We start from the raw sequence: 25749 nt of genomic DNA, 5'->3' as shown, positions 1-25749 counted from the left end.
CGCGGCGGCCCCGTCGGTCAGGACCGGTGAGGGTCAGCCCAGCTTGTGCATCCAGCCGTGCTTGTCCTCGGCGATGCCGCGCTGGATGCCCAGCAGCGCCTCGCGCAGGCGCATCGTGACCGGGCCGGGCGTGCCGTCGCCGTGGGTCCAGGCGTCGCTCTTGGTCTTGACGTGGCCGATGGGGGTGACCACGGCGGCGGTGCCGCAGGCGAAGACCTCGGTCAGGGCGCCGGAGGCGGCGTCCTCGCGCCACTGCTGAAGGGTGACGACGCCCTCCTCGGCGGTGTAGCCGAGGTCGCGGGCGACCTGGAGGAGGGAGTCGCGGGTGATGCCCTCCAGGATGGAGCCGGTCAGCTCGGGGGTGACGATCCGGTCGCCGTAGACGAAGGCGATGTTCATGCTGCCGCTCTCCTCGACCTTGGTGCGGGTGACCGCGTCGAGGTAGACGACCTGGTCGCAGCCGTGCGCCGCGGCCTCGGCCTGGGGCAGCAGGGAGGCCGCGTAGTTGCCGCCGGTCTTGGCGTCGCCGGTGCCGCCGGGCACGGCGCGGACGTGGTCCTCGGAGACCCAGATGGTGACCGGCTTGATGCCGCCGGCGAAGTAGGCGCCGGAGGGCGAGGCGATCAGCAGGAACAGGTACTCGGTGGCCGGGTGCACGCCGAGCCCGGTCTCCGAGGCGAACATGAACGGGCGCAGGTAGAGGGACTCCTCGCCGCCGTGCGGCGGGACCCAGTCGGCGTCCTGGGTCAGCAGCGCGTCCAGGGCCGCGATGAAGAGCTCCTCGGGCAGCTCGGCCATGGCCATGCGGCGGGCGGAGCTGCGGAAGCGGCGGGCGTTGGCCTCCGGGCGGAAGAGCGCGACCGAGCCGTCGGGCTGGCGGTAGGCCTTCAGCCCCTCGAAGATCTCCTGCCCGTAGTGCAGGACGTGGGAGGAGGGGTCGAGGGAGATCGGCCCGTACGGAACGAGCTGCGCGTCGTGCCAGCCGCGGCCCTCGGACCACTTGATCGTCACCATGTGGTCGGTGAAGTGGCGGCCGAACCCGGGGCTGGCGAGGATCGCCTCGCGCTCCGCGGCGGGGAGCGGGTGGGCGGAGGGCTTGAGCTCGATCGTGGGCGTCGTCATGGATGGATGTCCTTCACCGGTTGTCGTGACGGGCCGCGCTCACGCCCGTACGGCCGGTGGCCAGTGGTAGGACGTCCGAGCATTCCCTCATGTCGCGGCTCCGCGTTCGATTATCGCGCGCGGCTCGTCCGCGGATGAAACGGGGTGAGGGCGGCCCAGGGGTCGATGGTCGCACCCGGCGGGGACAGGGGGAAGCCGCCGGGTGCCTTCTGTGCGAGGGACCCGGCGGCTTCGAGAGGGTGAGTTCGAGCAGTCGGGTCAGCCGGCTACTCGTACGGCGAGCGCGTCGCCGATCTGGGAGGTGCTGCGGGCGGGGAGCCCGGCGCGCTCGCCGAGGTCGGCGGCGACGGCGTCCTCGATGCGGGCCGCCTCGGCCTCGTAGCCGAGGTGGCGCAGCAGCAGGGCGACGGACAGGACCGTGGCGGTGGGGTCGGCCTTGCCCTGGCCGGCGATGTCCGGGGCGGAGCCGTGGACCGGCTCGAACATGGACGGGAACTCGCCGGAGGGGTTGATGTTCCCGCTCGCGGCGACGCCGATGCCGCCGGAGACGGCCGCGGCGAGGTCGGTGATGATGTCGCCGAAGAGGTTGTCGGTGACGATGACGTCGAAGCGCTCGGGCTGGGTGACGAGGAAGATCGTCGCCGCGTCGACGTGGATGTACTCGGTGGTGACCTCGGGGTACTCCTCGGCCACCTTGTCGAAGATGTTCGTCCACAGGTGGCCCGCGAAGGTCAGCACGTTGTTCTTGTGGACCAGCGTGAGCTTCTTGCGGGGGCGGGCCTGGGCGCGGGCGAAGGCGTCGCGGACGACGCGCTCGACGCCGTAGGCCGTGTTGACGGACACCTCGGTGGCGACCTCGTGGGGCGTGCCCTTGCGGATGGTGCCGCCGTTGCCGGTGTACGGGCCCTCGGTGCCCTCGCGGACGACGACGAAGTCGATCTCCGGCTGGCCGGCGAGCGGGGTGGCCACGCCGGGCAGGAGCTTGCTCGGGCGCAGGTTGACGTGGTGGTCGAAGGCGAAGCGGAGCTTGAGCAGGAAGCCGCGCTCCAGGACGCCGGAGGGCACCGACGGGTCGCCGATGGCGCCGAGCAGGATGGCGTCGTGCCGCTTGAGGGCGTCGAGGTCGGCGTCGGTGAGGGTCTCACCGGTGGCGTGGTAGCGCTTGGCGCCGAAGTCGTACTCCTTGGTCTCCAGCTTCACATCCTGCGGGAGGACGGCGGAGAGGACCTTCAGGCCTTCGGCCACGACCTCCTGGCCGATGCCGTCACCGGGGATCACTGCGAGATTGAGGATGCGAGAGCTTGCCGACATGCGCAGCACCCTACTCCTCGTCCCAGAGGCTGACACGCGGTGTCCGCCATGCGGACACCGGCGCGTCGGTGGCGACGGGGCGGCTCAGTGACCGGTCTCTCCGCCGTTGTCCCGGCGGTCGAGGGCGCGCTGGAGGGCGGCGGCGGCGTTCTTGCGGTCGGACTCGCTCGTGCGGGAGGCGTGGCGGACTCGGCGGCGGACGGTCGTCTCGGGCATGGGTGATCGACTCCTTCGGCACACGGGGTGACACGGAAGACGGGTTTCGATTCGAGACGCCGGAAGGGGCGGGGAGCGGTGGGCCCGCAGGTGTCGCCTGCGTGGGGCCCGGCTCACGACCGCCATTCGCTGGGTCGAGCGAGACGTTCGGCTCTTACAAAACTAAGGGAGTGCGGAGCGTCTGTCTCCACAATTACTCGGACTTCCTACTATCTGAGACGGTGGAGTGCGTCACACCACGCTGACCTGCGATTTCTCCGTACGGGCAGAAGTCGGGGGACATCGCCGTCGCGTCGGCCGGAGTCCGGCCCGCCCCGGTCGCCGGGGGCCTGGCGGGTGCCCGCGCCGTGGCCGCCGGTCCGCCCCCGGCCGGGCACGCGAACGGGCCGGGCCCCGAGGAGGGACCCGGCCCGTCACCGCCCGGTGGGCGTCAGCCCATGTGCGGGTAGGTGTAGTCGGTCGGCGGGACCAGCGTCTCCTTGATGGCGCGGGTCAGGGTCCAGCGCATCAGGTTCTGCGGGGCGCCGGCCTTGTCGTTGGTGCCGGAGGCACGGCCGCCGCCGAAGGGCTGCTGGCCGACGACGGCGCCGGTCGACTTGTCGTTGATGTAGAAGTTGCCGGCCGCGTAGCGCAGCTTCTCCATCGTGTACGCCGCCGCCGCGCGGTCGTTGGCGATGACCGAGCCGGTCAGGGCGTAGTCGGAGACCGACTCCATCTGGGTCAGCATCTCGTCGTACTTCTCGTCCTCGTAGACGTACACGGCGAGGATCGGGCCGAAGTACTCGGTGCGGAAGACCTCGTTCTCCGGGTCGGTGCACTCGATGACGGTCGGGCGGACGAACCAGCCCACCGAGTCGTCGTAGCTGCCGCCGGCGACGATGGTGCAGGCGGGGTCGGCCTGGGCGCGGTCGATGGCGGCCTTGTTCTTGGCGAAGGACCGCTCGTCGATGACGGCGCCGATGAAGTTCGACAGGTCGGTGACGTCGCCCATGGCGATGCCGTCGACCTCGGCCGCGAACTCCTCCTTGAAGCCGTCGTTCCAGAGGGAGGCCGGGATGTAGGCGCGGGAGGTGGCGGAGCACTTCTGGCCCTGGTACTCGAAGGCACCGCGGGTCAGGGCGGTCTTGAGGACGGCGCGGTCGGCGCTCGGGTGGGCGACGACGAAGTCCTTGCCGCCGGTCTCGCCGACCAGGCGCGGGTAGGCGCGGTACTTCTCGATGTTGTTGCCGACCGTCTTCCACAGGTACTGGAAGGTCTTGGTCGAGCCGGTGAAGTGGATGCCGGCGAGGTCGCGGTGGTTCAGGGCGACCTCGGAGACCTCCAGGCCGTCGCCGGTGACGAGGTTGATGACGCCCTTGGGCAGACCGGCCTCCTCCAGCAGCCGCATGGTCAGCACGGCGGCGTGGGTCTGCGTCGGGGACGGCTTCCAGACCACCACGTTGCCCATGAGGGCGGGCGCGGTGGGCAGGTTGGCGGCGATCGCCGTGAAGTTGAACGGCGTGATCGCGTAGACGAAGCCCTCCAGCGGGCGGTGGTCGAGGCGGTTCCACACGCCCGGGGAGTTGGCCGGGGGCTGCTCGGCCAGGATCTGGCGGGCGTAGTGGACGTTGAAGCGCCAGAAGTCGGCCAGCTCGCAGGGGGTGTCGATCTCGGCCTGCTGGGCGGTCTTGGACTGGCCGAGCATGGTGGAGGCGGCCAGGGTCTCGCGCCACGGGCCGGTCAGCAGCTCGGCGGCGCGCAGGATGATCGCCGCGCGGTCGTCGAAGGACATCGCGCGCCAGGCCGGGGCGGCGGCCAGGGCGGCGTCGATGGCGTCCTGGGCGTCCTGCTGGGTGGCGTTGCGGTAGGTGCCGAGGACGGCCTTGTGGTTGTGCGGCTGGACGACCTGGAACTCCTCGCCGCCGCCCATGCGCCGCTCGCCGCCGATGGTGCAGGGCAGCTCGATCGGGTTGTCGGCCAGCTCCTTGAGCTTGGCCTCCAGGCGGGCGCGCTCGGGCGAGCCGGGGGCGTAGCCGTGCACCGGCTCGTTGACGGGGGTGGGGACCTGGGTCACAGCGTCCATGGGTACCGAACTCCTTGATCTTGAGCGGTGTTGCGGGCGGTGGCGGGCTCAGCCCTTGGTGACCATCGAGCGGGCGAAGAAGCGCAGGTTCGCCGGCTTCTCCGCCAGACGGCGCATGAAGTAGCCGTACCAGTCGGTGCCGTACGCGGTGTAGACGCGCATGCGGTGACCCTCGGCGGCCAGCCGCAGGTGCTCCTCGCTGCGGATGCCGTACAGCATCTGGAACTCGTACTCGTCGAGCTTGCGCCCGGCGCGGTGGGCGAGCTCCTGGCCGATGGCGATCAGACGCGGGTCGTGGGACCCGATCATCGGGTAGCCGTCGCCCTCCATCAGCGTCCGCAGGATGCGCACGTACGCCTTGTCGATCTCGTGCTTGTGCTGGTACGCGACCTCGGCGGGCTCCTTGTAGGCGCCCTTCACCAACCGTACGCGAGAGCCGTTGGCGGCGAGGCGGCGCGCGTCGGCCTCGGTGCGGAAGAGGTAGGACTGGATGACGCAGCCGGTCTGCGGGAAGTCCTTCCGCAGCTCGTCGTGGATGGCGAACATCGAGTCGAGGGTCGTGTGGTCCTCGGCGTCGAGGGTGACCGTGGTGCCGATCCCGGCGGCGGCCTCGACCACCGGACGGACGTTCTTCAGGGCCAGCTCGTGGCCGCCGTCCAGCGCCTGGCCGAACATGGACAGCTTCACCGACATCTCGGCGCGGGTGCCGAGCTCCAGCGGCTTGAGGCGGTCGATCAGCTCCAGGTAGGCGTCCCGGGCGGCCTCCGCCTGCTCGGGGGTGGTGATGTCCTCGCCGACGACGTCCATGGTCAGCTCCAGGCCCTTGCCGGTGAGCTCCTGGACGATCGGCAGGATCTCGTCGACCGTCTCGCCGGGGATGAAGCGGTCGACGACCGGCTTGGTCACCGGGGCCGCCGAGACCAGACGTCGCATCCGGTCGCTGCGCGACGCGGCGAGAATCACGGGACCCAGCACGGGGCACCTCCACTTACACATGCGCCAAGGGCCGTCACCCGACGTTTCGGGGACGGCACGGAGAACCACCGTGAAACCTAAGGATGTCTCCGATCGTGGGCCATCTACAGCTGTCACGCATCCGTGCCGCGGTTCTCGGACAGATGTATGAAGGCCCTGCTCCCATGCGGCAGAATGCCCGGATGACGTCGGATTTCAGGGGTGAGTACCAGGAGCTGGTCGACGAGATCTCGGAGCTGCTGGGCGCCCCCGCGACCCTGGAGAACCGCGACTTCGAACTGATCGCCTTCGGCGCCTACGACAGCGAGGGCGACCTCGATCCGTCGGCGCTGGACCCGGTGCGCGCCCGCTCGATCCTCACCCGGCGCTCCACGGCGGCCGTGCGGGCCTGGTTCGAGGGGTTCGGCATCACCCGCGCGACGGGCCCGGTCCGCATCCCGCCGACACCGGAGGCCGGGGTCCTGCGGGGCCGCGTCTGCCTGCCCGTACGTCATCGGGGCGTCGTCCTCGGCTACGTCTGGCTGCTGGACACCGACCCCGGCCCGACCGCGCCGCAGCTGGCGGCGGCGATGGAGGTGACCGGCCGGATCGGCGCCCTGCTGGCGGACGAGGCCACCCGCGGCGCCGACCTGAGCCGGGAGCTGCGGGCGGTGCTCACCGCCGAGCGCGGCTGGCAGCGGGACATGGCCGTCGCCGAGCTGCGCACCGCCCTCGGGGCCCGCGCCGAGGGCCCGCACACGGTGGTGTGCGTGGCGCCCTGGCCGTCGGCGGGCCCGGACGACGCCCCGTCGGTGCGTACGGTGCCGGGGGCGACGGCGCTGTGCACGGTGCCGTGGGACGGGGGTGCCTCCCACGCCTCCGGGGCGGCGGGGCGGACCGGCGCGGCCCTGGCGCTGCTGGTCCGGCTCCGCTCGGCGGACGTGCCGGCCCCGGCGGTGTCGGCGGCGGGGCGGCTGCTGGAGCGGGCGCGCGGCGGGGGTGGTCCGGCCGGTGCGGGCGGATCGACCGGTGCAGGTGGACCGGCCGGTGCGGGCGGACCGGCCGGTGCGGGCGGACCGGCCGGTGCGGGCGGCCCCGCCGCCGGGATCGCCGCCGCGCGCACCGGGCTCGCGGAGCTGGGGGCGGCCTGGCGGGAGGCGTCGTCGGCGGCGCGCGCGGCGCTGGCCGAGCCGCGGCTCGGGCCCATCGCCGAGTGGGCGTCGATCGGCCCGTTCCGCCTGCTGACCGCCCTGCCCCCGACGGCCGCCCACGACCCCGCCGTACGGGCCCTGCTCTCCCCCGCCCACCGCGAACTGGCCCGCACCGCCGAGGTCTACCTCGACCGCGCCGGGCAGGCCGGCCGCACCGCCGCCGAGCTGGGCATCCACCGCCAGACCCTGTACTACCGCCTCTCCCGCGTCGAGCGGCTCACGGGCCTGGACCTGGACGACGGCGAGGACCGGCTGCTGCTGCACATGGCCCTCAAGGCGCACCGCCTGTAGCACCGGCGGCCTCGATCACCCGGCGCAGCCCTTCGGTGAGCTGCCCGGCCTCGGGCGCGGACTTCGGGTCGAAGGTCCACTGCGCGATGAGACCCGTCATCAGCGTCAGGTAGAACGCCCCGAGGGTGTCCGTCGTCTCGTCCGAGACGTCCTCCTCGCGCCCGCCCATGAGCAGCGGGACGATCCCCCGCCCGGCCTCCCGCTGGGCCCGCGCGAGATGGTCGCGCACCTCCGGCATCCGGTCGCCCATGGCCAGGATCTCCACGCTGAGCCGCCACACGCTGCCGGGTTCCCGCATCGTGTCGATGATGTTCGACCAGACCCGCTGGAAGCGCTCGACCGAGCCGGGTTCGGTGTCGTCCAGCACGGACCGGTCACCCTCGAAGGCGTCACCCAGCCCTTCGACCAGCGACACGTACGCCTGCGCGAGGAGCGCGTCCTTGGAGCCGTAGTGGTAACCGATCGACGCGAGGTTGGTCCCCGACTCCTTGACGATGTCCCGCGCGGTCGTCCGCGCGAACCCCTTCCGCAGCAGGCAGCGCTTGGCGCCGTCGAGCAGATCCTCACGGTGTCCCATGGAGTCACCCTACCCCTCGGTCCATACACCCGTCCCACACGCACGTCTTATACGGCCGTACTAGACAGGCGTATAAGACGTGCGTACAGTCCCGGGCATGACGACGAACCCACCCCGCGCCGGGCGCCGCGAATGGACCGCCCTCGCCGTGCTGATGCTTCCGCTGCTGCTGGTCTCGATGGACGTCTCCGTCCTCTACTTCGCGATCCCGGCCATCAGCGCCGACCTCGAACCCACCGGCACCCAACAGCTGTGGATCTTCGACATCTACGCGTTCGTGCTGGCCGGTCTGCTGATGACGATGGGCTCGCTGGGCGACCGCATCGGCCGCCGCAGGCTCCTGCTGATCGGCGCGGCGGCCTTCGGCGCCGCCTCGCTGGTGGCGGCGTACGCGAACAGCGCCGAGACGCTGATCGCCGCCCGCGCGGTGCTCGGCATCGGCGGCGCGACCCTGATGCCCTCGACGATGGCCCTGGTCCGCACGATGTTCACGGACCCCGGACAGCGCGCGAAGGCCATCGGGCTGTGGTCCGGCGTGATGACCGCGGGCATCGCGCTGGGCTCGGTGATGAGCGGTGTCCTGGTCGAGTACTTCTGGTGGGGCTCGGTCTTCCTGGTCAACCTGCCCGCGATGGCCCTGCTGCTGGTCCTCGGCCCGGTCCTGCTGCCGGAGTCGAAGAGCCCGCACCCCGGCCGCTTCGACCTGCCGAGCGTGCCGCTGTCGATGGCCGCCGTCCTGCCCCTGGTCTACGGCCTGAAGGAGATCCCGTCCGAGGGCTGGCACGTGCGCTACGTCATGTCGGTGACGGTCGGCCTGCTGTTCGGCGCCCTGTTCGTGCACCGTCAGCGCACCACGGCGTCCCCGCTGATCTCACCGGTGCTGTTCCGCGGCCACGGCTTCACCCCGGCGGTCGTCCTCAACCTGGTGTCGGCCTTCGGGATGATGGGCTCCTCGTACTTCACCACCCAGTACATCCAGTCCGTCCTGGACAAGAGCGCGCTGGAGGCGGCGCTGTGGGCCCTGCTGCCCTCGGTGCCCATCGGCTTCGCGGCACCGCTCGCCATGCGGCTGGTCCAGCGGGGCGTGGAGCGGGCGTACGTCGTCGCGGGCGGCTTCGTCGTCGCGGCGTGCGGCTACGCGCTGCTGGCCCTGGCGGACACCGGCTCCCTGTGGCTGGTGCTGGCCGCGTGCGGTGTCATGGCCGCCGGCATCGTCGCCGTGATGTCCCAGCTGACCGACCTGGCCCTCGGCACCGCCCCGGTCGAGAAGGCCGGGACGGCCTCCTCCCTCATGGAGACCGGAACGGAGTTCGGCGGCGCCCTGAGCATGGCGGTCCTCGGCTCCATCGGCACGGCCGTCTACCACCACGCGATGCCGGCCTCGGCACCGGACGCGGCCCGGGAGACCCTGGGCGGCGCGCTGGCGGTCGCCGGGCAACTGCCTCAGCCCGCGGGCCAGGCGCTGGCGACGGCGGCGCGGGAGGCGTTCACCAGCGGGATGCGCGGCGCGGCGATCGCGGGGGCGGTGCTGCTGCTGGCCGCGGCGGTACCGGCGGCGCGCGCGCTGCGCGGCATCCGGGTGCGCGAGGCCGCGGACACGGAAAACGCCGGACGGGCTGACGTGGTCAGCCCGTCCGGCGTGTGAGCGCGTGAGGACGGGGCCCGTTCAGGGCCGAAGCGGGGGCCCGGGGACGGCGACCCCGCGGGAGTGGTCGCCTCAGACCAGGTTGACCGACCGGGCCGACGTCGCGCCGATCTCCGCGGCGACCTCGCCCAGCACCCCGGGGGACACCGTGTCGTCGACGGTCAGCACCGCCAGCGCCTCGCCGCCGGCCGCCGCGCGGGCGACCTGCATGCCGGCGATGTTGATGCCCGCCTCGCCGAGGATGCGGCCGACGGTGCCGACGACGCCGGGACGGTCCTCGTAGCGCAGCACCACCATGTGGTCGGCGAGCGCGAGGTCCACGTCGTAGTCGCCGACGGCGACGATCTTCTGGACGTGCTTGGGACCGGCCAGCGTGCCGGAGACCGACACCTCCTCGCCGTCGGCGAGGGTGCCGCGCACGGTGACGACGTTGCGGTGCTCGGCCGACTCCGAGCTGGTGGTCAGCCGCACCTCGACGCCGCGCTCCTGCGCGAACAGCGGCGCGTTGACGTAGGACACCGTCTCGTCGACGACGTCCTCGAAGACGCCCTTGAGCGCGGACAGCTCCAGCACCTTCACGTCGTGCTGGGTGATCTCGCCGTACACCTCGACGTCGAGGCGGACCGCGACCTCACCGGCGAGCGCGGTGAAGATCCGGCCGAGGCGCTCGGCGAGCGGCAGACCCGGCTTGACGTCCTCGGCGATGACACCGCCCTGCACGTTCACCGCGTCCGGGACCAGCTCGCCGGCGAGCGCGAGGCGCACCGACTTGGCGACGGCGATACCGGCCTTCTCCTGCGCCTCGTCGGTGGAGGCGCCGAGGTGCGGGGTGCACACCACCTGGTCGAACTCGAACAGCGGCGAGTCGGTGCACGGCTCCTTGGCGTACACGTCCAGGCCGGCGCCCGCGACGCGGCCCTCCTTCAGCGCCGCGTACAGCGCCTGCTCGTCGACGATGCCGCCGCGCGCGGCGTTGACGATGCGGACGGTCGGCTTGACCTTGCGCAGCGCCTCGTCGCCGATCAGGCCGAGCGTCTCGGGGGTCTTGGGCAGGTGGACGGTGATGAAGTCGGAGACCTCCAGCAGCTCGTCCAGCGACAGCACCTTCACGCCCATCTGCGCGGCCCGCGCGGGCTGCACGTAGGGGTCGTAGGCGACGACCTTCATGCCGAAGGCCGACATGCGCTGCGCGACGAGGGCGCCGATCCGGCCCAGACCCACGACACCGAGGGTCTTCTCCGCCAGCTCGACGCCCGTGTACTTGCTGCGCTTCCACTCGCCGTTCTTCAGCGCGGCGTTGGCCTGCGGGATGTTGCGGGCCGTGGCGAGGAGGAGGCCGCAGGCCAGCTCGGCGGCGGTCACGATGTTGGAGGTGGGGGCGTTGACGACCATCACGCCGGCCTTGGTGGCGGCGGAGACGTCGACGTTGTCCAGGCCGACGCCGGCGCGCGCGACGACCTTCAGCCTGTTCGCGGCGGCGATCGCCTCGGCGTCGACCTTGGTGGCCGAACGGATCAGGATCGCGTCCACGTCGGCGATGGCGGGGAGCAGTTCCGCCCGGTCCGCCCCGTTGCAGCGGCGGATCTCGAAGTCCGGGCCAAGCGCGTCCACAGTCGCGGGCGACAGCTCTTCAGCGATGAGTACGACGGGTTTCGAGCTCACGTGAGGTCCTCACAAGTCCAATGCGGACGGCCGTCCCGACGGCCGCAGGCGGTGGAGGTTGGCTAGCCGCGTGGAAGACGCACGACGCTGTGGGCCTGACGCGTTTGTTGTGCAGCAGTGTAGTGGCGCCGGGGGCATCGTCTTACGCCGCTTCGGAAGGATCACCCGTCCGGGGCTGGACGGGTTGGACAACGCCGGGTGCCCGGCGTCGTCCGGGTTCGCCGAAGGGGCCGGAGCAATGCGCTCCGGCCCCTTCGGCCGTCAGGCTCACGCCTCGTCGTTCACCCAGCTCATGAGCTTGCGCAGCTCCTTGCCGGTGGTCTCCAGCAGGTGCTCGGAGTCCTGCTGCTTGTACGCGTCGTACTTCTTCAGGCCGCCGTGGTACTCGTCCATCCAGTTCTTGGCGAAGGTGCCGTCCTGGATCTCGGCGAGGACCTTCTTCATCTCCGCCTTGGTGGCGTCGGTGATGATGCGCGGACCGGTGACGTAGTCGCCCCACTCGGCGGTCTCGGAGACCGACCAGCGCATCTTCTCCAGGCCGCCCTCGTACATGAGGTCCACGATCAGCTTCAGCTCGTGCAGGCACTCGAAGTAGGCGATCTCCGGCTGGTAGCCGGCCTCGACCAGGGTCTCGAAGCCCGCCTTCACCAGCGCGGCGGTGCCGCCGCACAGGACGGCCTGCTCGCCGAACAGGTCGGTCTCGGTCTCCTCGGTGAAGGTGGTCTTGATGACACCGGCGCGGGTGCCGCCGATGCCCTTGGCGTACGACAGGGCCAGCGCGAAGGCGTTCCCGGTGGCGTCCTGCTCGACGGCGGCGATGCAGGGAACGCCGCGGCCCTCCTCGTACTGGCGGCGGACCAGGTGGCCCGGGCCCTTCGGGGCGACCATGCAGACGTCCACGCCGGCCGGGGGCTTGATGAAGCCGAAGCGGATGTTGAAGCCGTGGCCGAAGAACAGGGCGTCGCCGTCCTTCAGGTTGTCCTTGATGTGCTCCTCGTAGACCTGGGCCTGGATCGGGTCCGGGACGAGGATCATGATGACGTCGGCCTCGGCGGCGGCCTCGGCGGGGCTCACCACGCGCAGGCCCTGCTCCTCGGCCTTGGCCTTGGACTTGGAGCCCTCGTGCAGACCGACGCGCACGTCGACGCCGGAGTCGCGCAGCGACAGGGCGTGGGCGTGGCCCTGGCTGCCGTACCCGATGACCGCGACCTTGCGGCCCTGGATGATGGACAGGTCGGCGTCGGCGTCGTAGAACAGCTCGGCCACTTTGGGTTCTCTCCTTGTGTGCAGGTGTTGCGTCCCACCGTATGCCGGTGAGGGGAAGGGAAGTTCGGGGGTCTCGGGATGCGGGCGGCAGGCAAGCCGCCCGCGGGGCGTGTCAGGCGGTGCGGTCGAGGGCGCGCAGCGAGCGGTCCGTGATCGAACGGGCGCCGCGGCCGATCGCGATGGTGCCGGACTGGACCAGTTCCTTGATGCCGTACGGTTCCAGCATCTTGAGCATGGCGGACAGCTTGTCGCTGCCTCCGGTGGCCTCGATGGTGACGGCCTCCGGGGAGACGTCGACGGTCTTGGCGCGGAAGAGCTGGACGATCTCGACGATCTGGGAGCGCGTCTCGTTGTCGGCGCGCACCTTCACCAGGACGAGTTCGCGCTGCACGGCCTGCGACGGCTCCAGCTCGACGATCTTGAGCACGTTGACCAGCTTGTTGAGCTGCTTGGTCACCTGCTCCAGCGGCAGGTCCTCGACGTTCACCACGATGGTGATGCGGGAGATGTCGGGGTGCTCGGTGACGCCGACGGCGAGCGAGTCGATGTTGAAGCCGCGGCGGGAGAAGAGGGCGGCGATCCGGGCGAGGATGCCGGGGGTGTTCTCCACCAGGACGGAGAGCGTGTGCTTGGACATGTGTGGTCTTCCTTCTCGCTCTTCCTCGCTCAGTCGTCTTCGCCGTCGCCGAAGTCGGGGCGGACGTCCCGGGCGGCCATGATCTCGTCGTTGGAGGTGCCGGCGGCGACCATCGGCCAGACCATCGCGTCCTCGTGGACGATGAAGTCGACGACGACCGGCCGGTCGTTGATCGAGTTCGCCTCCTCGATGACCTTGTCGAGGTCGGCCGGGTCCTCGCAGCGGATGGCGTAGCAGCCCATGGCCTCCGACAGCTTCACGAAGTCGGGGACGCGGGTGCCCCGGGCCTCGGGGTTGACGTCGTCGGGGCCGGAGTGCAGGACGGTGTTGGAGTAGCGCTGGTTGTAGAACAGGGTCTGCCACTGGCGGACCATCCCGAGGGCGCCGTTGTTGATGACGGCCACCTTGATCGGGATGTTGTTCAGGGCGCAGGTGGCGAGCTCCTGATTGGTCATCTGGAAGCAGCCGTCGCCGTCGATCGCCCAGACGGTCCTGTCCGGCGCGCCGGCCTTGGCGCCCATGGCGGCCGGGACGGCGTAGCCCATGGTCCCGGCGCCGCCGGAGTTGAGCCAGGTGGCGGGCTTGTCGTACTGGATGAAGTGGGCGGCCCACATCTGGTGCTGGCCGACGCCCGCCGCGAAGATCGTGCCCTCGGGGGCGAGCTGTCCGATGCGCTCGATGACCGCCTGCGGGGACAGCGAGCCGTCCTCGGGCCGGTCGTAGCCGAGCGGGTAGGTCTCGCGCCAGCGGCTGAGGTCCTTCCACCAGGCGCTGTAGTCGCCCGTGTGGCCCTCGCTGTGCTCCTTCTGGACGGCCTGGATCAGGTCGGCGATGACCTCGCGGGCGTCACCGACGATCGGCACGTCGGCGGCGCGGTTCTTGCCGATCTCCGCCGGGTCGATGTCGGCGTGGACGATCTTGGCGTACGGGGCGAAGCTGTCCAGCTTGCCGGTGACGCGGTCGTCGAAGCGGGCGCCGAGGGCGACGATCAGGTCGGCCTTCTGCAGCGCGGTGACGGCGGTGACCGCACCGTGCATGCCCGGCATCCCCACGTGCAGCGGGTGGCTGTCGGGGAACGCGCCGAGCGCCATCAGGGTGGTGGTGACGGGGGCGCCGGTCAGCTCGGCGAGGACCTTCAGCTCGGCGGTGGCCCGGGCCTTGAGAACGCCGCCGCCGACGTAGAGGACCGGCCGCTTGGCGGAGGTGATCAGCTTGGCCGCCTCGCGGATCTGCTTGGCGTGCGGCTTGGTCACCGGGCGGTAGCCGGGCAGGTCCATCACCGGCGGCCAGGAGAAGGTGGTCTTCGCCTGGAGGGCGTCCTTGGCGATGTCGACCAGGACCGGGCCGGGACGGCCGGTGGAGGCGACGTGGAAGGCCTGCGCGATGACCCGCGGGATGTCGTCGGCGTTGGTGACCAGCCAGTTGTGCTTGGTGATCGGCATGGTGATGCCGACGATGTCCGCCTCCTGGAAGGCGTCCGTGCCGATCGCCTTGGAGGCGACCTGGCCGGTGATCGCGACCAGCGGCACCGAGTCCATGTGGGCGTCGGCGATCGGGGTGACCAGGTTGGTGGCGCCGGGTCCCGAGGTCGCCATGCAGACGCCGACCTTGCCGGTGGCGAGCGCGTACCCCTCGGCGGCGTGGCCCGCACCCTGCTCGTGGCGGACCAGGACGTGGCGGACGCGGGTGGAGTCCATCAGCGGGTCGTACGCCGGAAGGATGCAGCCACCGGGAATGCCGAATACCGTGTCGGCGCCGACCTCCTCGAGAGAGCGGATGAGGGACTGCGCACCCGTGACGTGCTCGACGGGCGCGGACTGCTGTCCTCCGGATCGGGGCCGCGGCTGCGGATGAGGGGCCCCGGTGGCCTGCTCGGTCATCGGCATTCTCTTCTCGGTGCTGAGGGTTTTCGCGAAGTTTGCGCGGTGGGTGACCGCGGTTCGGCAGGTGCTGGTGCAACAAAAAACCCCTCGTGCCATAAGGCAAGCGAGGGGAGCGCGCCGGGTGTGGGTCGCTGGGGTTCCGGGTCGGTCCGGACGTCACCAGCTTCAGCCGACGCGCTGTCCAAGTACGAGAATTCGGGTGCGCATGGCACTGACCCTCCCCCCGGCACGCACTCACTGTCAAGTGGGTGGGACGGGAGTCTCATTATGTGAACGAAGGGGTGTGCCACCGGTGAAGACGGCCGGAACGTTGCTGGTGACGCCGCCGGCGACCCCGCCGGCCACGGCGCCGGGCCGGCCCTTTCCGACCGTGCCCGTCATCCCCTTGGCCACCCCGTTGGTCACCCCGCCGGCGTACATCACCGCACCGCCGCTCCCCGTGAGGGCAGGACCGGCCGGACCGTGCGGCAGCGGGTAGGGGCCGGTGCCCAGCGCCCGGCGCAGCCGGTGCTCGTCCAGCGGCCCGGAGAAGGCCATGCCCTGCCCGTGGGTGCAGCCCATCGCGCGCAGGGCGACGGCCTGCTCGGGCAGGTCCACCCCCTCGGCCACGGACGTCAGCCCGAGGTCGGCGGCGATACGGAGCAGACCACTTGTGATCTTGTAGAGCCGGGCCGACTCCACGACGCCCTCGACCAGGCTCCGGTCCAGCTTGAGGGCGTCGAGGGGAAGCCGCCGGAGCGCGGTGACCGCCGCGTAGCCGCTGCCGAAGCCGTCCAGCGTGATCCGTACGCCGACCCGCTTGAGGGCGTTCAGGCGGCGCTCCAGCTCCTCCAGGCCGACCCGGGGGTCGATGTCGCACACTTCGATCACCAGGGAGCCGGGCGGCAGGCCGTGCCGGGTGAGCAGGGCCTCGACGGAGCCGAACGGCGTCGAGCGGTCCAGCAGGCGGCGGGCGCCGAGGCGGACGGCCACGGGCACCGACAGCCCGGCCGCCGCGCGTTCGGCGGCCTGCTCGATGGCCTCCCGGAGAATCCAGCGGTCCAGTTCGGCGGTCTTGTCGCCGTCCTCGGCCACGCGCAGGAACTCGGCGGGGGTGAAGAGCACCCCCTGCGAGGAGCGCCAGCGCGCCTGCGCGCAGACCGACGTGATCCGGCCGTCCTGGAGGGAGACCACCGGCTGGTGCAGCAGGGCGAACTCGCCGTCGTGCAGGGCGGCCCGCAGCCGCGTGGCCAGTTCGGCCTTGCGGACGACGTCCTGCTGCATCTGCGGCTGGTACAGCTCGACGCGGCCCTTGCCGCCCGCCTTGGCGCGGTACATCGCCAGGTCGGCGTTGCGCAGCAGTTCGCCCGCGCCGAGGCCGGGCTCGGCGAAGGCCACCCCGATGGAGGCGTTGACGCGGACATCGTTGCCGTCGATGAGGTAAGGCTGTGACAGCGTCACCCTGAGGCGGTCGGCGAGTTCCAGGATGTGCCGCTCGCGGGCGGCCCGGTCGCGGGTGCCGTCCCCGGCGATGAGGGCCGCGAACTCGTCGCCGCCCAGCCGGGAGGCGGTGTCGCCCTGGCGGACCGCCTCCTGGAGTCTGCGGGCGGCCTGGACGAGCAGTTCGTCCCCGGCCTGGTGCCCGATGGTGTCGTTGACGGCCTTGAAGCCGTCCAGGTCGATGAAGAGCACGGCCGTGCCGCGCAGGGCGGCGCCCCGGTCCGAGGCGCGGCGGCCGGAGAGGGCCTGCTGGACGCGCTTGGTGAACAGGGCGCGGTTGGGCAGGTCGGTGAGCGGGTCGTGCTCGGCGTTGTGCTGGAGCTGCGCCTGGAGGCGCACGCGTTCGGTCACGTCCCGGCTGTTGAAGATCAGGCCGCCGTGGTGGCGGTTGACGGTCGACTCGACGTTGAGCCAGCCGCCGTCGCCCGAGCGGAAGCGGCACTCGATGCGGGTGGTGGGTTCCTCGACCGGGTCGGCGGCGAGGAAGCGGCGCACCTCGTGCACCACGCAGCCCAGGTCGTCCGGGTGGATGAGACCGGCCAGTTCCGTGCCGACCAGTTCCTCCGCGGGGCGGCCGTAGACGCCGGCGGCGGCCGGGGAGACGTACCGGAGGATGCCGCTGGGCGCGGCGATCATGATGACGTCGCTGGAGCCCTGCACCAGGGAGCGGAAGTGGTTCTCCTTCTCGGCCAGTTCCTGGGTGAGGGTGATGTTGTCGAGCAGCATGATGCCCTGGCGCGCGACGAGGGCGAGGACGACCGTGCCGCCGGTCAGCAGCACCACGCGGTCGACGCTGCGGCCGTTGAGGACGTTGTAGAGGATCCCCAGCGTGCAGACCGCGGCGGCGAGGTACGGCGTGAGCGCGGCCAGCGACCCGGCGATGGGCCGGGCGGCCGGGTAGCGGCCGTGGTCGCCGCCCGGCGCGGGCGCGGGCGGGTGTCCCGTGGCGGGCCGGCCGGACGGGTGCTCGCGCACCCCGCACGTGTGCCCGGCGGGCGCTTCCTCGTGCGGTGGCCGTCCACGGCCCGGCGGGGCCCAGGGGGCGTAGGCGAGCAGCAGGGAGCCGGCGAACCAGCCGGCGTCCAGCAACTGGCCGGAACGGTAGCTGCCGTGCAGCAGCGGTGACGTGAACAGGGCGTCGCACATCACGGTCAGGGCGAGGGCGCCGATCGCGGTGTTGACCCTGGAGCGGTACACCGGCGCGCGGCGGAAGTGCAGCGCGAGCACCATGCTGATCAGGGCGATGTCGAGCAGCGGGTACGCCAGCGCCAGCGCGATGTGCGCCACGCTGGACCCGTCGGCCCGCGCGGCCTGCTCCAGCGCCAGGCTCCAGGCCAGCGTCAGCAGGGAGCCGCCGATCAGCCAGGCGTCGAGACCCAGGCAGACCCAGCCGGCCTTCGTCATGGGCCGCTTGGCGAGTACCAGCAGCCCGACGATCGCGGGCGGCGCGAAGCACAGGAAGAACAGGTCCGCGTAGCTGGGGTGGGGCACGGGCCGCACGAGGACGGCCTCGTACCAGCCCCAGACCAGGTTGCCCAGGCAGGCCATCGCCGAGGAGAGGGCGAACATCAGCCAGGCGGCCCGGAAGCGGACCCGGTTCCTGCGCGCGTGGACGAAGCACGAGACGGCTGCGGCGCCCGCCGCGGCAGCCAGCCCGAAGTCGCCCATGATCACGGCGAGTCGTTCGGACCCCCAGCCGAACGCCGAACCGATCGCGTACGCCGCGCAGAGCAGGGCGACGGCGAGCTGCCGGCCCAGGTACGTGCCGCCGGCCCGGGCCGGCGGGGCGCCCGGCGCCTGCTGCGAGCGCAGCGCGCCGTCGAGGGCGGGTGCGGGGGCGGAAGGTGGCGAGCTCACCGGGTCCTCCCGGTCCGCGCCGCTGCCGGGTCCCGCGGGTCCGGCAGCGCCCCCTGGGCGTGCCGCCTGCGGCTGTTCGGCCTGCGCTGGTGATGGCTGTGGCTGTGGTGGTCGCGGTGGCCGCGCCTGCGCGCGGCCGTGCGCGGGGGTCGCCGCCGGCGGCCCCGCCGCGTCGGATCGTTCGTCCATAGGCCGTGCATCGCCCGTCGCCCCCCTCACAGTCTGAAATGTCCATCCCCGGCGCCGAACGGTGCACGGCGCAGCCCCTGTCGGGACGATACACCAGTGCCGTCACTCAGGGACATAGGTTCTCTACTCTCCGTGACGACCAGGGAATATGCGGGAACCCACCGCACCCGGAAGATTGCGGACGGTGCGGAAAGCGGGTCACCGCTCCTTGGTGCGAAGGATGCACCGGCCGCTCGGACGGGGCGGGTTCCCGCCGATGCGCCGGGCGCACACGTCGCTTGTTCACCGCGCCGGGTGCGCCCGGCGCCCGGTCACGAGGCCGCCGCGCCGGACGCGCGGGTCACGCGCCGGACGCGCCCGTCGTGAGGATCACGTTGCGCAGCGGCTCCCGGTTCACGAAGCGGCGCAACTGGTCCGTCAGCAGCCGCTTCGCGCGCGGCAGGAAGGCGGTCGTCGGCCCGCCGACGTGCGGGCTGATCAGCACGCCCGGCGCCTGCCACAGGGGATGGCCCGGGGGCAGCGGCTCGGGGTCGGTGACGTCGAGGGCGGCGGTGATGCGGCGGCTCTCCAGCTCGGTGAGGAGCGCCTTGGTGTCGACGACGGGGCCGCGGGCGACGTTGACGAGCAGCGCGCCGTCCTTCATCCGGGCCAGGAAGTCCGCGTCCGCCAGGCCGCGGGTGGTCTCGGTGAGCGGCGTGGACAGCACGACGACGTCCGCCTCCGGGAGCAGGGCGGGCAGGTCGGTGAGCGGATGCACCGGCCCGCGCTCCGTGGTGCGCGCGGAGCGCGCGACGCGCGCCACCCGCGCCACCTCGAAGGGCGCGAGCCGGTCCTCGATGGCCGCACCGATCGAGCCGTACCCCACGATGAGGACGGTCCGGTCGGCCAGCGCGGGCCGGAACCCGCCCAGCCACTCCCCTCGTCCCTGTGCCCGGACGAAGTCGGGGATGCCGCGCAGCGACGCCAGGATCAGCGCGAGCGCCAGTTCCGCGGTGCTGGCCTCGTGCACGCCGCGCGCGTTGCACAGCCGTACGCCGTCGGGCAGGTCCTTCAGCCCCGGTTCCACGTGGTCGATGCCGGCGGAGAGCGTCTGGACGACCCGGACGGAGTTCATCCGCGGCAGCGGCCGGACGCACAGCGGGCTGGGCTTCATGTAGGGCACGACGTAGAACGCGCAGTCGGCGGGGTCCGCGGGGAAGTCCTCGGCGCCGTCCCAGAAGCGGTAGGCGGGGCCCTCGGGGAGCCCCTCGATCTCGTCGGGCGGGATGGGCAGCCACACGTCAGCAGTCATGGCCTGGAGGCTATGTCAGGGGTGTGACGGCGCAGAGGTTAGGTTGGGGTGGCCTTGACGAGGGAGGGTCACGACCAGGTGGAGCGCAGGACGATCGGCGCGGCGGCACTCGCGGTGGGGGCCGTCGGGCTCGGGTGCATGCCGATGAGCTGGGCGTACAGCGCGTCGCGGCAGCGGGGCGACGAGTCGCTCAGGACGGTGCACCGGGCGCTCGACGTGGGGTCGTCCCTGCTGGACACGGCCGACATGTACGGCCCGTTCACCAACGAGCTGCTGCTGGGGCGGGTCCTGAAGGAGCGGCGGGCGGAGGCGTTCGTCTCCACCAAGGTGGGGCTGCTGGCCGGGGACCAGCACATCGTGGCCAACGGCCGTCCCGGCTACGTCAGACGGGCCTGCGACGCCTCGCTGCGCCGTCTGCAGACCGACGTCATCGACCTCTACCAGCTGCACCGTGCCGATCCGGAGGTTCCCGTCGAGGAGACCTGGGGCGCCATGGCGGAGCTGGTCCGGGCCGGGAAGGTACGGGCGCTGGGGCTGTGTGCGGTGGGAGCGCGGTCGGCGCGGCGGCAGGGGGCGGGGCTGCACGACGGGACGATCCGGCAGCTGGAGCGGGTGCAGCAGGTCTTCCCGGTGAGCGCCGTTCAGGCCGAGCTGTCGGTGTGGTCGCCGGAGGCGCTGCGGTCCCTGCTGCCGTGGTGCGAGGCGCGCGGCATCGGCTTCCTCGCCGCGATGCCGCTCGGCAACGGCTTCCTGACCGGCACGCTGACGCCCGGCGAGGGCTTCGAACCGGACGACGTGCGGGCCCGGCACCCCCGCTTCACGGCCGAGATGATGGCCGCCAACCAGCCGATCGTCGCCGGTCTGCGCCGGGTCGCGGCCCGGCACGGCGAGCGGGTCACGCCCGCGCAGGTGGCCCTGGCCTGGGTGCTGGCCCAGGGGCGGCACGTGGTGCCGGTGCCGGGCGCCAAGCGGGAGCGGTGGGTGGCGGAGAACGCGGGGGCGGCGGGGCTGCGGCTGACGGCGCGGGACCTGGCGGAGATCGCCGGGCTTCCGGCGGCGCAGGGGTCGTGGGACTGAGACCGGCCGGCCGCCGGGCCCTCCCTGTCCGACCCGCCCGGCCCGCCCGACCCACTCGACCCGCTCGACCGGCCTGAGCACGGCCTTCGCGCCGCCGCCCGGCCCGAGGGACCGGTGCCCGGCCCCGGGGGCCCGGTTCCCGCGATTCCGGATCCGGGGACCGGGAACCTGTGAGGCGCGAGCGGTGTATGACAAGGAGAACCCGCCGCGTCGAAAGGACCACGATCGTGCAACGTCGAGTCGTGTCGGCCGTGTTGGCCGCCGCCGCGCTGGTACTGACGGCCGGCTGCTCCTCCGGCGGCGAAGGCGCGCCGGACAAGGACGAGGGCGCCTCGCCGGGCCGTACGACCGCGCAGGCCTCGCCCTCGCAGCCGGGCACCGGGGCAGCCCCTGCGGCCAAGGGCTCCGTGAAGGTGGTCCGCACGGTCGCCACGGGCCTGAGAAGTCCCTGGGGCCTGGCCCCGCTGCCGGACGGCGACCTGCTCGTCTCCTCACGGGACGAGGGCACGATCACGCGGGTCGACGCCCGGTCCGGCGAGAAGACGGAGCTGGGAGAGGTGCCGGGGGTGTCACCGGCCGGGGAGGGCGGTCTGCTCGGCATCGCGCTCTCCCCCGACTACGCCTCGGACCACATGGTCTACGCGTACTTCACCTCCGCCTCGGACAACCGTGTCGTCCGCATGCCGTACGACGAGGAGGAGCCGTCCGGCGAGCAGCTGGGCGCGCCCGACACGGTGTTCAAGGGCATCCCCAAGGGGGTGATCCACAACGGCGGCCGGATCGCCTTCGGCCCGGACCGGATGCTGTACGTGGGCACGGGCGAGAGCGGCGACACGGGCCTGTCCCAGGACGAGGACTCCCTCGGCGGAAAGATCCTGCGCCTGACCCCGGAGGGCGAACCGGCGCCGGGCAACCCCTTCCCCGATTCCCCGGTGTACTCCTTGGGCCACCGCAATGTGCAGGGTCTGGCCTGGGACGACGAACAGCGCCTGTTCGCCTCGGAGTTCGGGCAGAACACGTGGGACGAGCTGAACGCGATCGAGCCGGGCGGCAACTACGGCTGGCCCGAGGCGGAGGGCCGGTCCGGCGACGCCTCCTTCCGTGACCCGCTGGCGCAGTGGAGCACGGACGAGGCCTCCCCCAGCGGCGTCGCCCACGCCGGGGGCTCCCTCTGGATGGCGGGCCTGCGCGGCGCGCGCCTGTGGCGCATCCCGCTGAAGGGCACCGAGACCGCGGCCGACCCGCAGTCCTTCCTGGAGGGCGAGTACGGCCGGCTGCGCACGGTGGCTGCGGCGGGCGACGGCCGGCTGTGGCTGGTGACCAGCAACACGGACGGCCGGGGCGACCCGGAGAAGGGGGACGACCGGATCCTGGAGCTGAGAGTGACGTAGCCGGGGCGCTCACTCCTCGGCGGGCCGCGCCTCGTCCCGGTGCGGCGGCCGTACGACGACCTTCCCCGAGGCCAGGTCTATCGGCCCGCGGCCGGGGTCGCCGTCGCCCGCGTCCTCCCGGGTGAGCTCCAGCCGGTTCTGTTCGTCCCGGGTGTGCTTGCGGCCGGGTGCGAACAGTTCCTGCAGGACGTCGAACACGGTGCCTCCCTCGGCCGTCGATCCGTTCAGCGTACGTCCCGGTCCGCCGTCTCGGGGGTGTGTGTTCCGGCCGGGAACGGACCGAGGCGGGCGCGTCATGGGGCGAGCCTGGGGGCGTGCACAGGGGCCTCAGAGGTGCGCGGGGGTCTTGGAGGGTCTTGTGGGCGCGGACGCGGAAGAGGCCCCGGGACCGTCCGCCGTGTGCACGTGCGGATGTCCCGGGGCCCCTGGGGACCTGCGGTGACGTACGTCAGCCCGTGGACGGCAGCCCGAGCAGGACGTCGGTGTACTTCAGGACGGCCAGCAGCAGGCCGATGACGCCGAGGGCGACGCCCGCCCAGGCGACCGACTTGATCCAGGGGGCCTGCGGCCTGCCCGGCGCCCCGAAGGCGGGCCGGGCGAGCACCACGACGCCGACGATCAGGGCGGCCAGGGCGAACAGGCCGCCCCACAGCGCGGTGGCGTGCCAGGCGTCGCCGTAGCCCTTCTCGATCATCGTGGCGACATCGGACGAGGAGGAGGTCTCCAGCTGGCCGATCAGCGACTCGCGAGCGGAGGCCACGGTGCCGATCCAGCCGCCGGTCAGCGAGACGACCCCGAGCCCGGCGGAGACGACGGCACCGGCACCCTGGCCGACACCGGAGGGACCCGCCGCCTCGGCTTTCCCGGCCGCGTCGACGTCGTCCTTCACCTCCCCGGCGTCCTTCGTGCCCTCGGTGGCGGCTTCCTCGGTGGCGGCTTCCTCGGTGTCCGCCACGGCCCGCGTGGTCTCCTCGGCGCCGTCCGCCGTGTCCTCGTCGGCCTGTGTCGCGGCCCCGGTCTCGTCCACTGTCTTCGTACCCATGCCCCGCACCGTACGGACGCTGTCTGAGAGGTCTCTTAGAGCCCCGGGCGGAAGGGGAGCCCGATCAGCTCGCGGCGTCCGGTGCGTGCGCTCGCAAGGCACCGGAGCTCCCTCGTGCGGAGCCACGTGGGCGTTTCGGCAACGCGGCAAGCGTGCGTGCCGGGCGTCGCGAGCCGGGCGCCCCTTCTGTCCGGGGCTCTCAACGATCGCTGTGCGCGGCACGCGCGCGTGCCGCCCGCTCCCGCCGTTCCTCCGCCGCCAGGACGTCCGCCATCTCGGCGTCCAGCGCGTCGCCGTCCATCGCGTCGCCGTCCACCGTCCCGGCGTCCGCCACGGCGGCCGGCCGCTCCTGGGCGGCACGGCACTCGGGCGGTTCGATGCTGATCCTGGGCAGGCGGGCGTCGAGCCGGCGGGGCAGCCACCAGTTGGCGCTGCCGAGCAGGTGCATCAGCGCCGGCACCAGGAGGGTGCGGAGCACGAAGGCGTCGAGGGCGACGGCGGCGGCGAGCGCGATGCCGAACATGGCGATCACGCGGTCACCGCTGAGCACGAAGGCGAGGAAGACGGAGATCATGATGAACGCGGCGGAGTTGATCACCCGGCTGGTCTCGGCGAGGCCGACCCGCACGGCCCGCCGGTTGTCCCCGGTCTCCAGCCACTCCTCGTACATCCGGCTGACCAGGAAGACCTGGTAGTCCATGGAGAGGCCGAAGAGGACCGACACCATGATCACCGGCAGGAAGGGCTCGATCGGCCCGGCGCTGCCCAGGCCGAGCAGGTCGCTGCCCCAGCCCCACTGGAAGACCGCGACGACGACGCCGAAGGAACCGGCCACGGCGGCGACGTTCATCGCGGCGGCCTTCAGCGGGATGGCGAGGGACCGGAAGGCCAGCAGGAGCAGCAGGCAGCCCAGGGCGACCACGACGCCGACGAAAAGGGGCAGCTTGCCGACGATGACGCCGGCGAAGTCGTCGTAGCCGGCCGTGACGCCGCCGACCTGCACGTCGAGCGAGGTGCCGGCCTCGGCGCGCGGCAGCACCTCGGTGCGCAGCCGGTCGACGAGGCCGCTGGTCCGCTCCGACTGCGGGGCGGAGTCGGGGACGACGGTGAGGTACGCGGTGCCGCCGCCGGCGTCGAACGTCACGGGTGTCACCGCGGCGACGCCCTCGGTGGCGCGCAGCGCGGTGTCGAGGTTGTCGAGCGCGAGCCGGTCCTGGGCGCCGCCGACCTCGGTGACGAGGGTGAGGGGGCCGTTCACGCCGGGCCCGAAGCCGTCGGCGAGGAGGTCGTACGCCTGGCGGGTGGTGGTGCCCTGGGGGTCGTTGCCCTGGTCGGAGGTGCCCAGGCGCAGCCCGAGGGTGGGCAGGGCGAGGAGTGTGACGACGACGAGGGCGACGGCGGCGAGCAGCTTGGGGCGGCGTTCGACGAAGGCCGCCCAGCGGGCGGCGAACCCGGTGGGCGGTTCCGGCTGCGGTCCGTGCTCGGCCAGCCGGCGCCGCTCGCGGCGGCTGAGCGCACGCGGGCCGATCCAGGCCAGCAGGGCCGGCAGCAGCGTGACGGAGGCCGCGACGGTCAGGACGACGGTCAGCGAGGCGGCGACGGCGACCCCGTTGAGGAAGTCCAGCCGCAGGATGAGCATGCCCAGCAGGGCTATGCACACGGTGGCGCCCGCGAAGACGACCGCGCGTCCGGTGGTGGCGACGGCGCCGGTGGCCGCCTCGGTGACGGACAGCCCGCGTTTCAGGCCGCGCCGGTGCCGGGTGACGATGAACAGGGCGTAGTCGATGCCGACGCCGAGCCCGATCAGCAGGCCCAGCATGGGCGCGAAGTCGGCGACGGTCATGGCGTGCCCGAGCAGCGTGATCCCGGCGTAGGCGGTGCCGACGCCGACCAGGGCGGTGGCGATGGGCAGCAGGGAGGCGGCCAGGGAGCCGAAGGCGAGGAACAGCACGAGGGCGGCGACGGCCACGCCGACGGCCTCGGCGAGGTGGCCGCCCGGTTTCCCGGTGCCGGCGACGGCGCCGCCGCCCAGCTCCACCTGGAGACCGTCGCCCTCGGCGGCCTCGGCGATGTCGGCGACGGACCGCGCCGTCGGCTCGGGGAGGTCCTTCTCCTCGCCGGCGAAGGCGACGGTGGCGTACGCCGTGTGCCCGTCCGCGCTGATCCGGCCCGCGCCCTCGGCGCCGTAGGGCCCGGTCACGGCGGTGACGCCGGGCAGGTCCCCGATGCGCTCCAGGGCGCGGGTCATGGTCTGTTCGACGTCGGCGGCCCGGACGGAGCCGGTCGTGGTGTGCCAGACGACCGTGTCGCTGTCGCCGCCGAGGCCGGGGAAGCCGGAGGCGAGGAGCTGGGAGGCGCGGCCCGACTCGGTGCCGGGCACCTTGTAGTCGTCGGAGTACGCCGAGCCGGTGGCCGCCGCGGCCGCGGTGACCCCGGCGAGGGCCAGGAGCCAGAGCAGGACGGTGACGAGGCGGCGTTGGACACACCAGCGTGCGAGGGCTGCCACGAACGTGCTCCCAGATGTACTGATGATGGATCTTTGACCGGGAACAGTCGTTCAGGACACGAAAGAACGTATATAGACGT

At 72.4% G+C, this 25749-nt stretch carries 19 protein-coding genes; 4 read left to right on the top strand and 15 right to left on the bottom strand.

The window, feature by feature from the left end; genetic code table 11:
* Positions 1-33 precede the first annotated feature (33 nt).
* From ABZ340_RS08235 to ABZ340_RS08215, 5 genes are all read right to left on the bottom strand, one after another.
* Positions 34-1122 carry a branched-chain amino acid aminotransferase gene (locus ABZ340_RS08235; protein WP_358780947.1) on the bottom strand — a complete coding sequence of 363 codons (1089 nt, stop codon included), beginning with the start codon at positions 1120-1122 and terminating at the stop codon, positions 34-36.
* A 258-nt stretch (positions 1123-1380) separates the two neighbouring features.
* Positions 1381-2433, bottom strand: coding sequence for a 3-isopropylmalate dehydrogenase (locus tag ABZ340_RS08230; RefSeq protein ID WP_358780946.1), 1053 nt, complete (start codon positions 2431-2433; stop codon positions 1381-1383).
* Positions 2434-2517: 84 nt separating this feature from the next.
* A complete protein-coding gene (locus ABZ340_RS08225) occupies positions 2518-2649 on the bottom strand; it encodes a hypothetical protein (protein ID WP_358780945.1) in 132 nt (43 codons plus the stop codon).
* A 430-nt stretch (positions 2650-3079) separates the two neighbouring features.
* Positions 3080-4711 (bottom strand): L-glutamate gamma-semialdehyde dehydrogenase, encoded by a 1632-nt coding sequence (gene pruA / locus ABZ340_RS08220; RefSeq protein WP_358780944.1) that lies wholly within the window; start codon positions 4709-4711, stop codon positions 3080-3082.
* 48 nt (positions 4712-4759) lie between these two features.
* Positions 4760-5686, bottom strand: coding sequence for a proline dehydrogenase family protein (locus ABZ340_RS08215; RefSeq protein WP_358780943.1), 927 nt, complete (start codon positions 5684-5686; stop codon positions 4760-4762).
* Between the two features lie 182 nt (positions 5687-5868).
* Here ABZ340_RS08215 and ABZ340_RS08210 point away from each other — a divergent pair, with 182 nt between their 5' ends.
* Positions 5869-7167, top strand: coding sequence for a helix-turn-helix domain-containing protein (locus ABZ340_RS08210; protein ID WP_358780942.1), 1299 nt, complete (start codon positions 5869-5871; stop codon positions 7165-7167).
* Here the strand turns inward: ABZ340_RS08210 and ABZ340_RS08205 are convergent.
* Complete coding sequence (locus ABZ340_RS08205) at positions 7148-7744, bottom strand: TetR/AcrR family transcriptional regulator (RefSeq protein ID WP_358780941.1); 597 nt, start codon at positions 7742-7744, stop codon at positions 7148-7150. The two genes, ABZ340_RS08210 and ABZ340_RS08205, sit on opposite strands and share 20 nt — an antisense overlap.
* 97 nt (positions 7745-7841) lie before the next feature.
* Between ABZ340_RS08205 and ABZ340_RS08200 the strand changes: the two genes are divergently transcribed.
* The gene (locus ABZ340_RS08200; protein WP_358780940.1) at positions 7842-9389 is read left to right on the top strand and encodes an MFS transporter; all 1548 of its coding nucleotides are present in this window, start codon (positions 7842-7844) and stop codon (positions 9387-9389) included.
* Between the two features lie 72 nt (positions 9390-9461).
* On the opposite strand, the gene serA is transcribed toward ABZ340_RS08200, so the two are convergent.
* From serA to ABZ340_RS08170, 6 genes are all read right to left on the bottom strand, one after another.
* Complete coding sequence (serA, locus tag ABZ340_RS08195) at positions 9462-11051, bottom strand: phosphoglycerate dehydrogenase (RefSeq protein ID WP_358780939.1); 1590 nt, start codon at positions 11049-11051, stop codon at positions 9462-9464.
* Between the two features lie 267 nt (positions 11052-11318).
* Complete coding sequence (gene ilvC / locus ABZ340_RS08190; RefSeq protein WP_358780938.1) at positions 11319-12317, bottom strand: ketol-acid reductoisomerase; 999 nt, start codon at positions 12315-12317, stop codon at positions 11319-11321.
* A 112-nt stretch (positions 12318-12429) separates the two neighbouring features.
* The gene (gene ilvN / locus ABZ340_RS08185; protein ID WP_358780937.1) at positions 12430-12954 is read right to left on the bottom strand and encodes an acetolactate synthase small subunit; all 525 of its coding nucleotides are present in this window, start codon (positions 12952-12954) and stop codon (positions 12430-12432) included.
* A 29-nt stretch (positions 12955-12983) separates the two neighbouring features.
* A complete protein-coding gene (locus tag ABZ340_RS08180; RefSeq protein WP_358780936.1) occupies positions 12984-14834 on the bottom strand; it encodes an acetolactate synthase large subunit in 1851 nt (616 codons plus the stop codon).
* Positions 14835-15077: 243 nt separating this feature from the next.
* On the bottom strand, positions 15078-18173 hold the full coding sequence (locus ABZ340_RS08175; RefSeq protein ID WP_358780935.1) for an EAL domain-containing protein: 3096 nt from the start codon (positions 18171-18173) through the stop codon (positions 15078-15080).
* 529 nt (positions 18174-18702) lie between these two features.
* The gene (locus ABZ340_RS08170) at positions 18703-19653 is read right to left on the bottom strand and encodes a 2-hydroxyacid dehydrogenase (protein ID WP_358780934.1); all 951 of its coding nucleotides are present in this window, start codon (positions 19651-19653) and stop codon (positions 18703-18705) included.
* A 78-nt stretch (positions 19654-19731) separates the two neighbouring features.
* Between ABZ340_RS08170 and ABZ340_RS08165 the strand changes: the two genes are divergently transcribed.
* A complete protein-coding gene (locus tag ABZ340_RS08165) occupies positions 19732-20730 on the top strand; it encodes an aldo/keto reductase (RefSeq protein WP_358781028.1) in 999 nt (332 codons plus the stop codon).
* A 188-nt stretch (positions 20731-20918) separates the two neighbouring features.
* Positions 20919-22121 (top strand): PQQ-dependent sugar dehydrogenase, encoded by a 1203-nt coding sequence (locus tag ABZ340_RS08160; protein WP_358780933.1) that lies wholly within the window; start codon positions 20919-20921, stop codon positions 22119-22121.
* A gap of 9 nt (positions 22122-22130) precedes the next feature.
* On the opposite strand, the gene ABZ340_RS08155 is transcribed toward ABZ340_RS08160, so the two are convergent.
* From ABZ340_RS08155 to ABZ340_RS08145, 3 genes are all read right to left on the bottom strand, one after another.
* Positions 22131-22319, bottom strand: coding sequence for a DUF6191 domain-containing protein (locus tag ABZ340_RS08155; protein WP_358780932.1), 189 nt, complete (start codon positions 22317-22319; stop codon positions 22131-22133).
* A 250-nt stretch (positions 22320-22569) separates the two neighbouring features.
* Positions 22570-23163 carry a hypothetical protein gene (locus ABZ340_RS08150; protein ID WP_358780931.1) on the bottom strand — a complete coding sequence of 198 codons (594 nt, stop codon included), beginning with the start codon at positions 23161-23163 and terminating at the stop codon, positions 22570-22572.
* Between the two features lie 199 nt (positions 23164-23362).
* Positions 23363-25669, bottom strand: a complete 2307-nt coding sequence (locus tag ABZ340_RS08145; RefSeq protein ID WP_358780930.1) for an MMPL family transporter — start codon at positions 25667-25669, stop codon at positions 23363-23365.
* Between the last annotated feature and the right edge of the window lie 80 nt (positions 25670-25749).

Source organism: Streptomyces sp. NPDC006134 (genome assembly GCF_040628835.1).
GTDB lineage: Bacteria > Actinomycetota > Actinomycetes > Streptomycetales > Streptomycetaceae > Streptomyces.
Note: the sequence above shows the minus strand (reverse complement) of the source record. Positions and strands in the feature narration are given on the sequence as shown.

Bases quoted from the DNA above. Each gene is read 5' to 3' on its own strand.
- ABZ340_RS08235 (WP_358780947.1), bottom strand. From the start codon at position 1,122: ATGACGACGCCCACGATCGAGCTCAAGCCCTCCGCCCACCCGCTCCCC.
- ABZ340_RS08230 (WP_358780946.1), bottom strand. From the start codon at position 2,433: ATGTCGGCAAGCTCTCGCATCCTCAATCTCGCAGTGATCCCCGGTGAC.
- ABZ340_RS08225 (WP_358780945.1), bottom strand. From the start codon at position 2,649: ATGCCCGAGACGACCGTCCGCCGCCGAGTCCGCCACGCCTCCCGCACG.
- pruA (WP_358780944.1), bottom strand. From the start codon at position 4,711: ATGGACGCTGTGACCCAGGTCCCCACCCCCGTCAACGAGCCGGTGCAC.
- ABZ340_RS08210 (WP_358780942.1), top strand. From the start codon at position 5,869: ATGACGTCGGATTTCAGGGGTGAGTACCAGGAGCTGGTCGACGAGATC.
- ABZ340_RS08205 (WP_358780941.1), bottom strand. From the start codon at position 7,744: ATGGGACACCGTGAGGATCTGCTCGACGGCGCCAAGCGCTGCCTGCTG.
- ABZ340_RS08200 (WP_358780940.1), top strand. From the start codon at position 7,842: ATGACGACGAACCCACCCCGCGCCGGGCGCCGCGAATGGACCGCCCTC.
- ilvN (WP_358780937.1), bottom strand. From the start codon at position 12,954: ATGTCCAAGCACACGCTCTCCGTCCTGGTGGAGAACACCCCCGGCATC.
- ABZ340_RS08180 (WP_358780936.1), bottom strand. From the start codon at position 14,834: ATGACCGAGCAGGCCACCGGGGCCCCTCATCCGCAGCCGCGGCCCCGA.
- ABZ340_RS08170 (WP_358780934.1), bottom strand. From the start codon at position 19,653: ATGACTGCTGACGTGTGGCTGCCCATCCCGCCCGACGAGATCGAGGGG.
- ABZ340_RS08160 (WP_358780933.1), top strand. From the start codon at position 20,919: ATGACAAGGAGAACCCGCCGCGTCGAAAGGACCACGATCGTGCAACGT.
- ABZ340_RS08150 (WP_358780931.1), bottom strand. From the start codon at position 23,163: ATGGGTACGAAGACAGTGGACGAGACCGGGGCCGCGACACAGGCCGAC.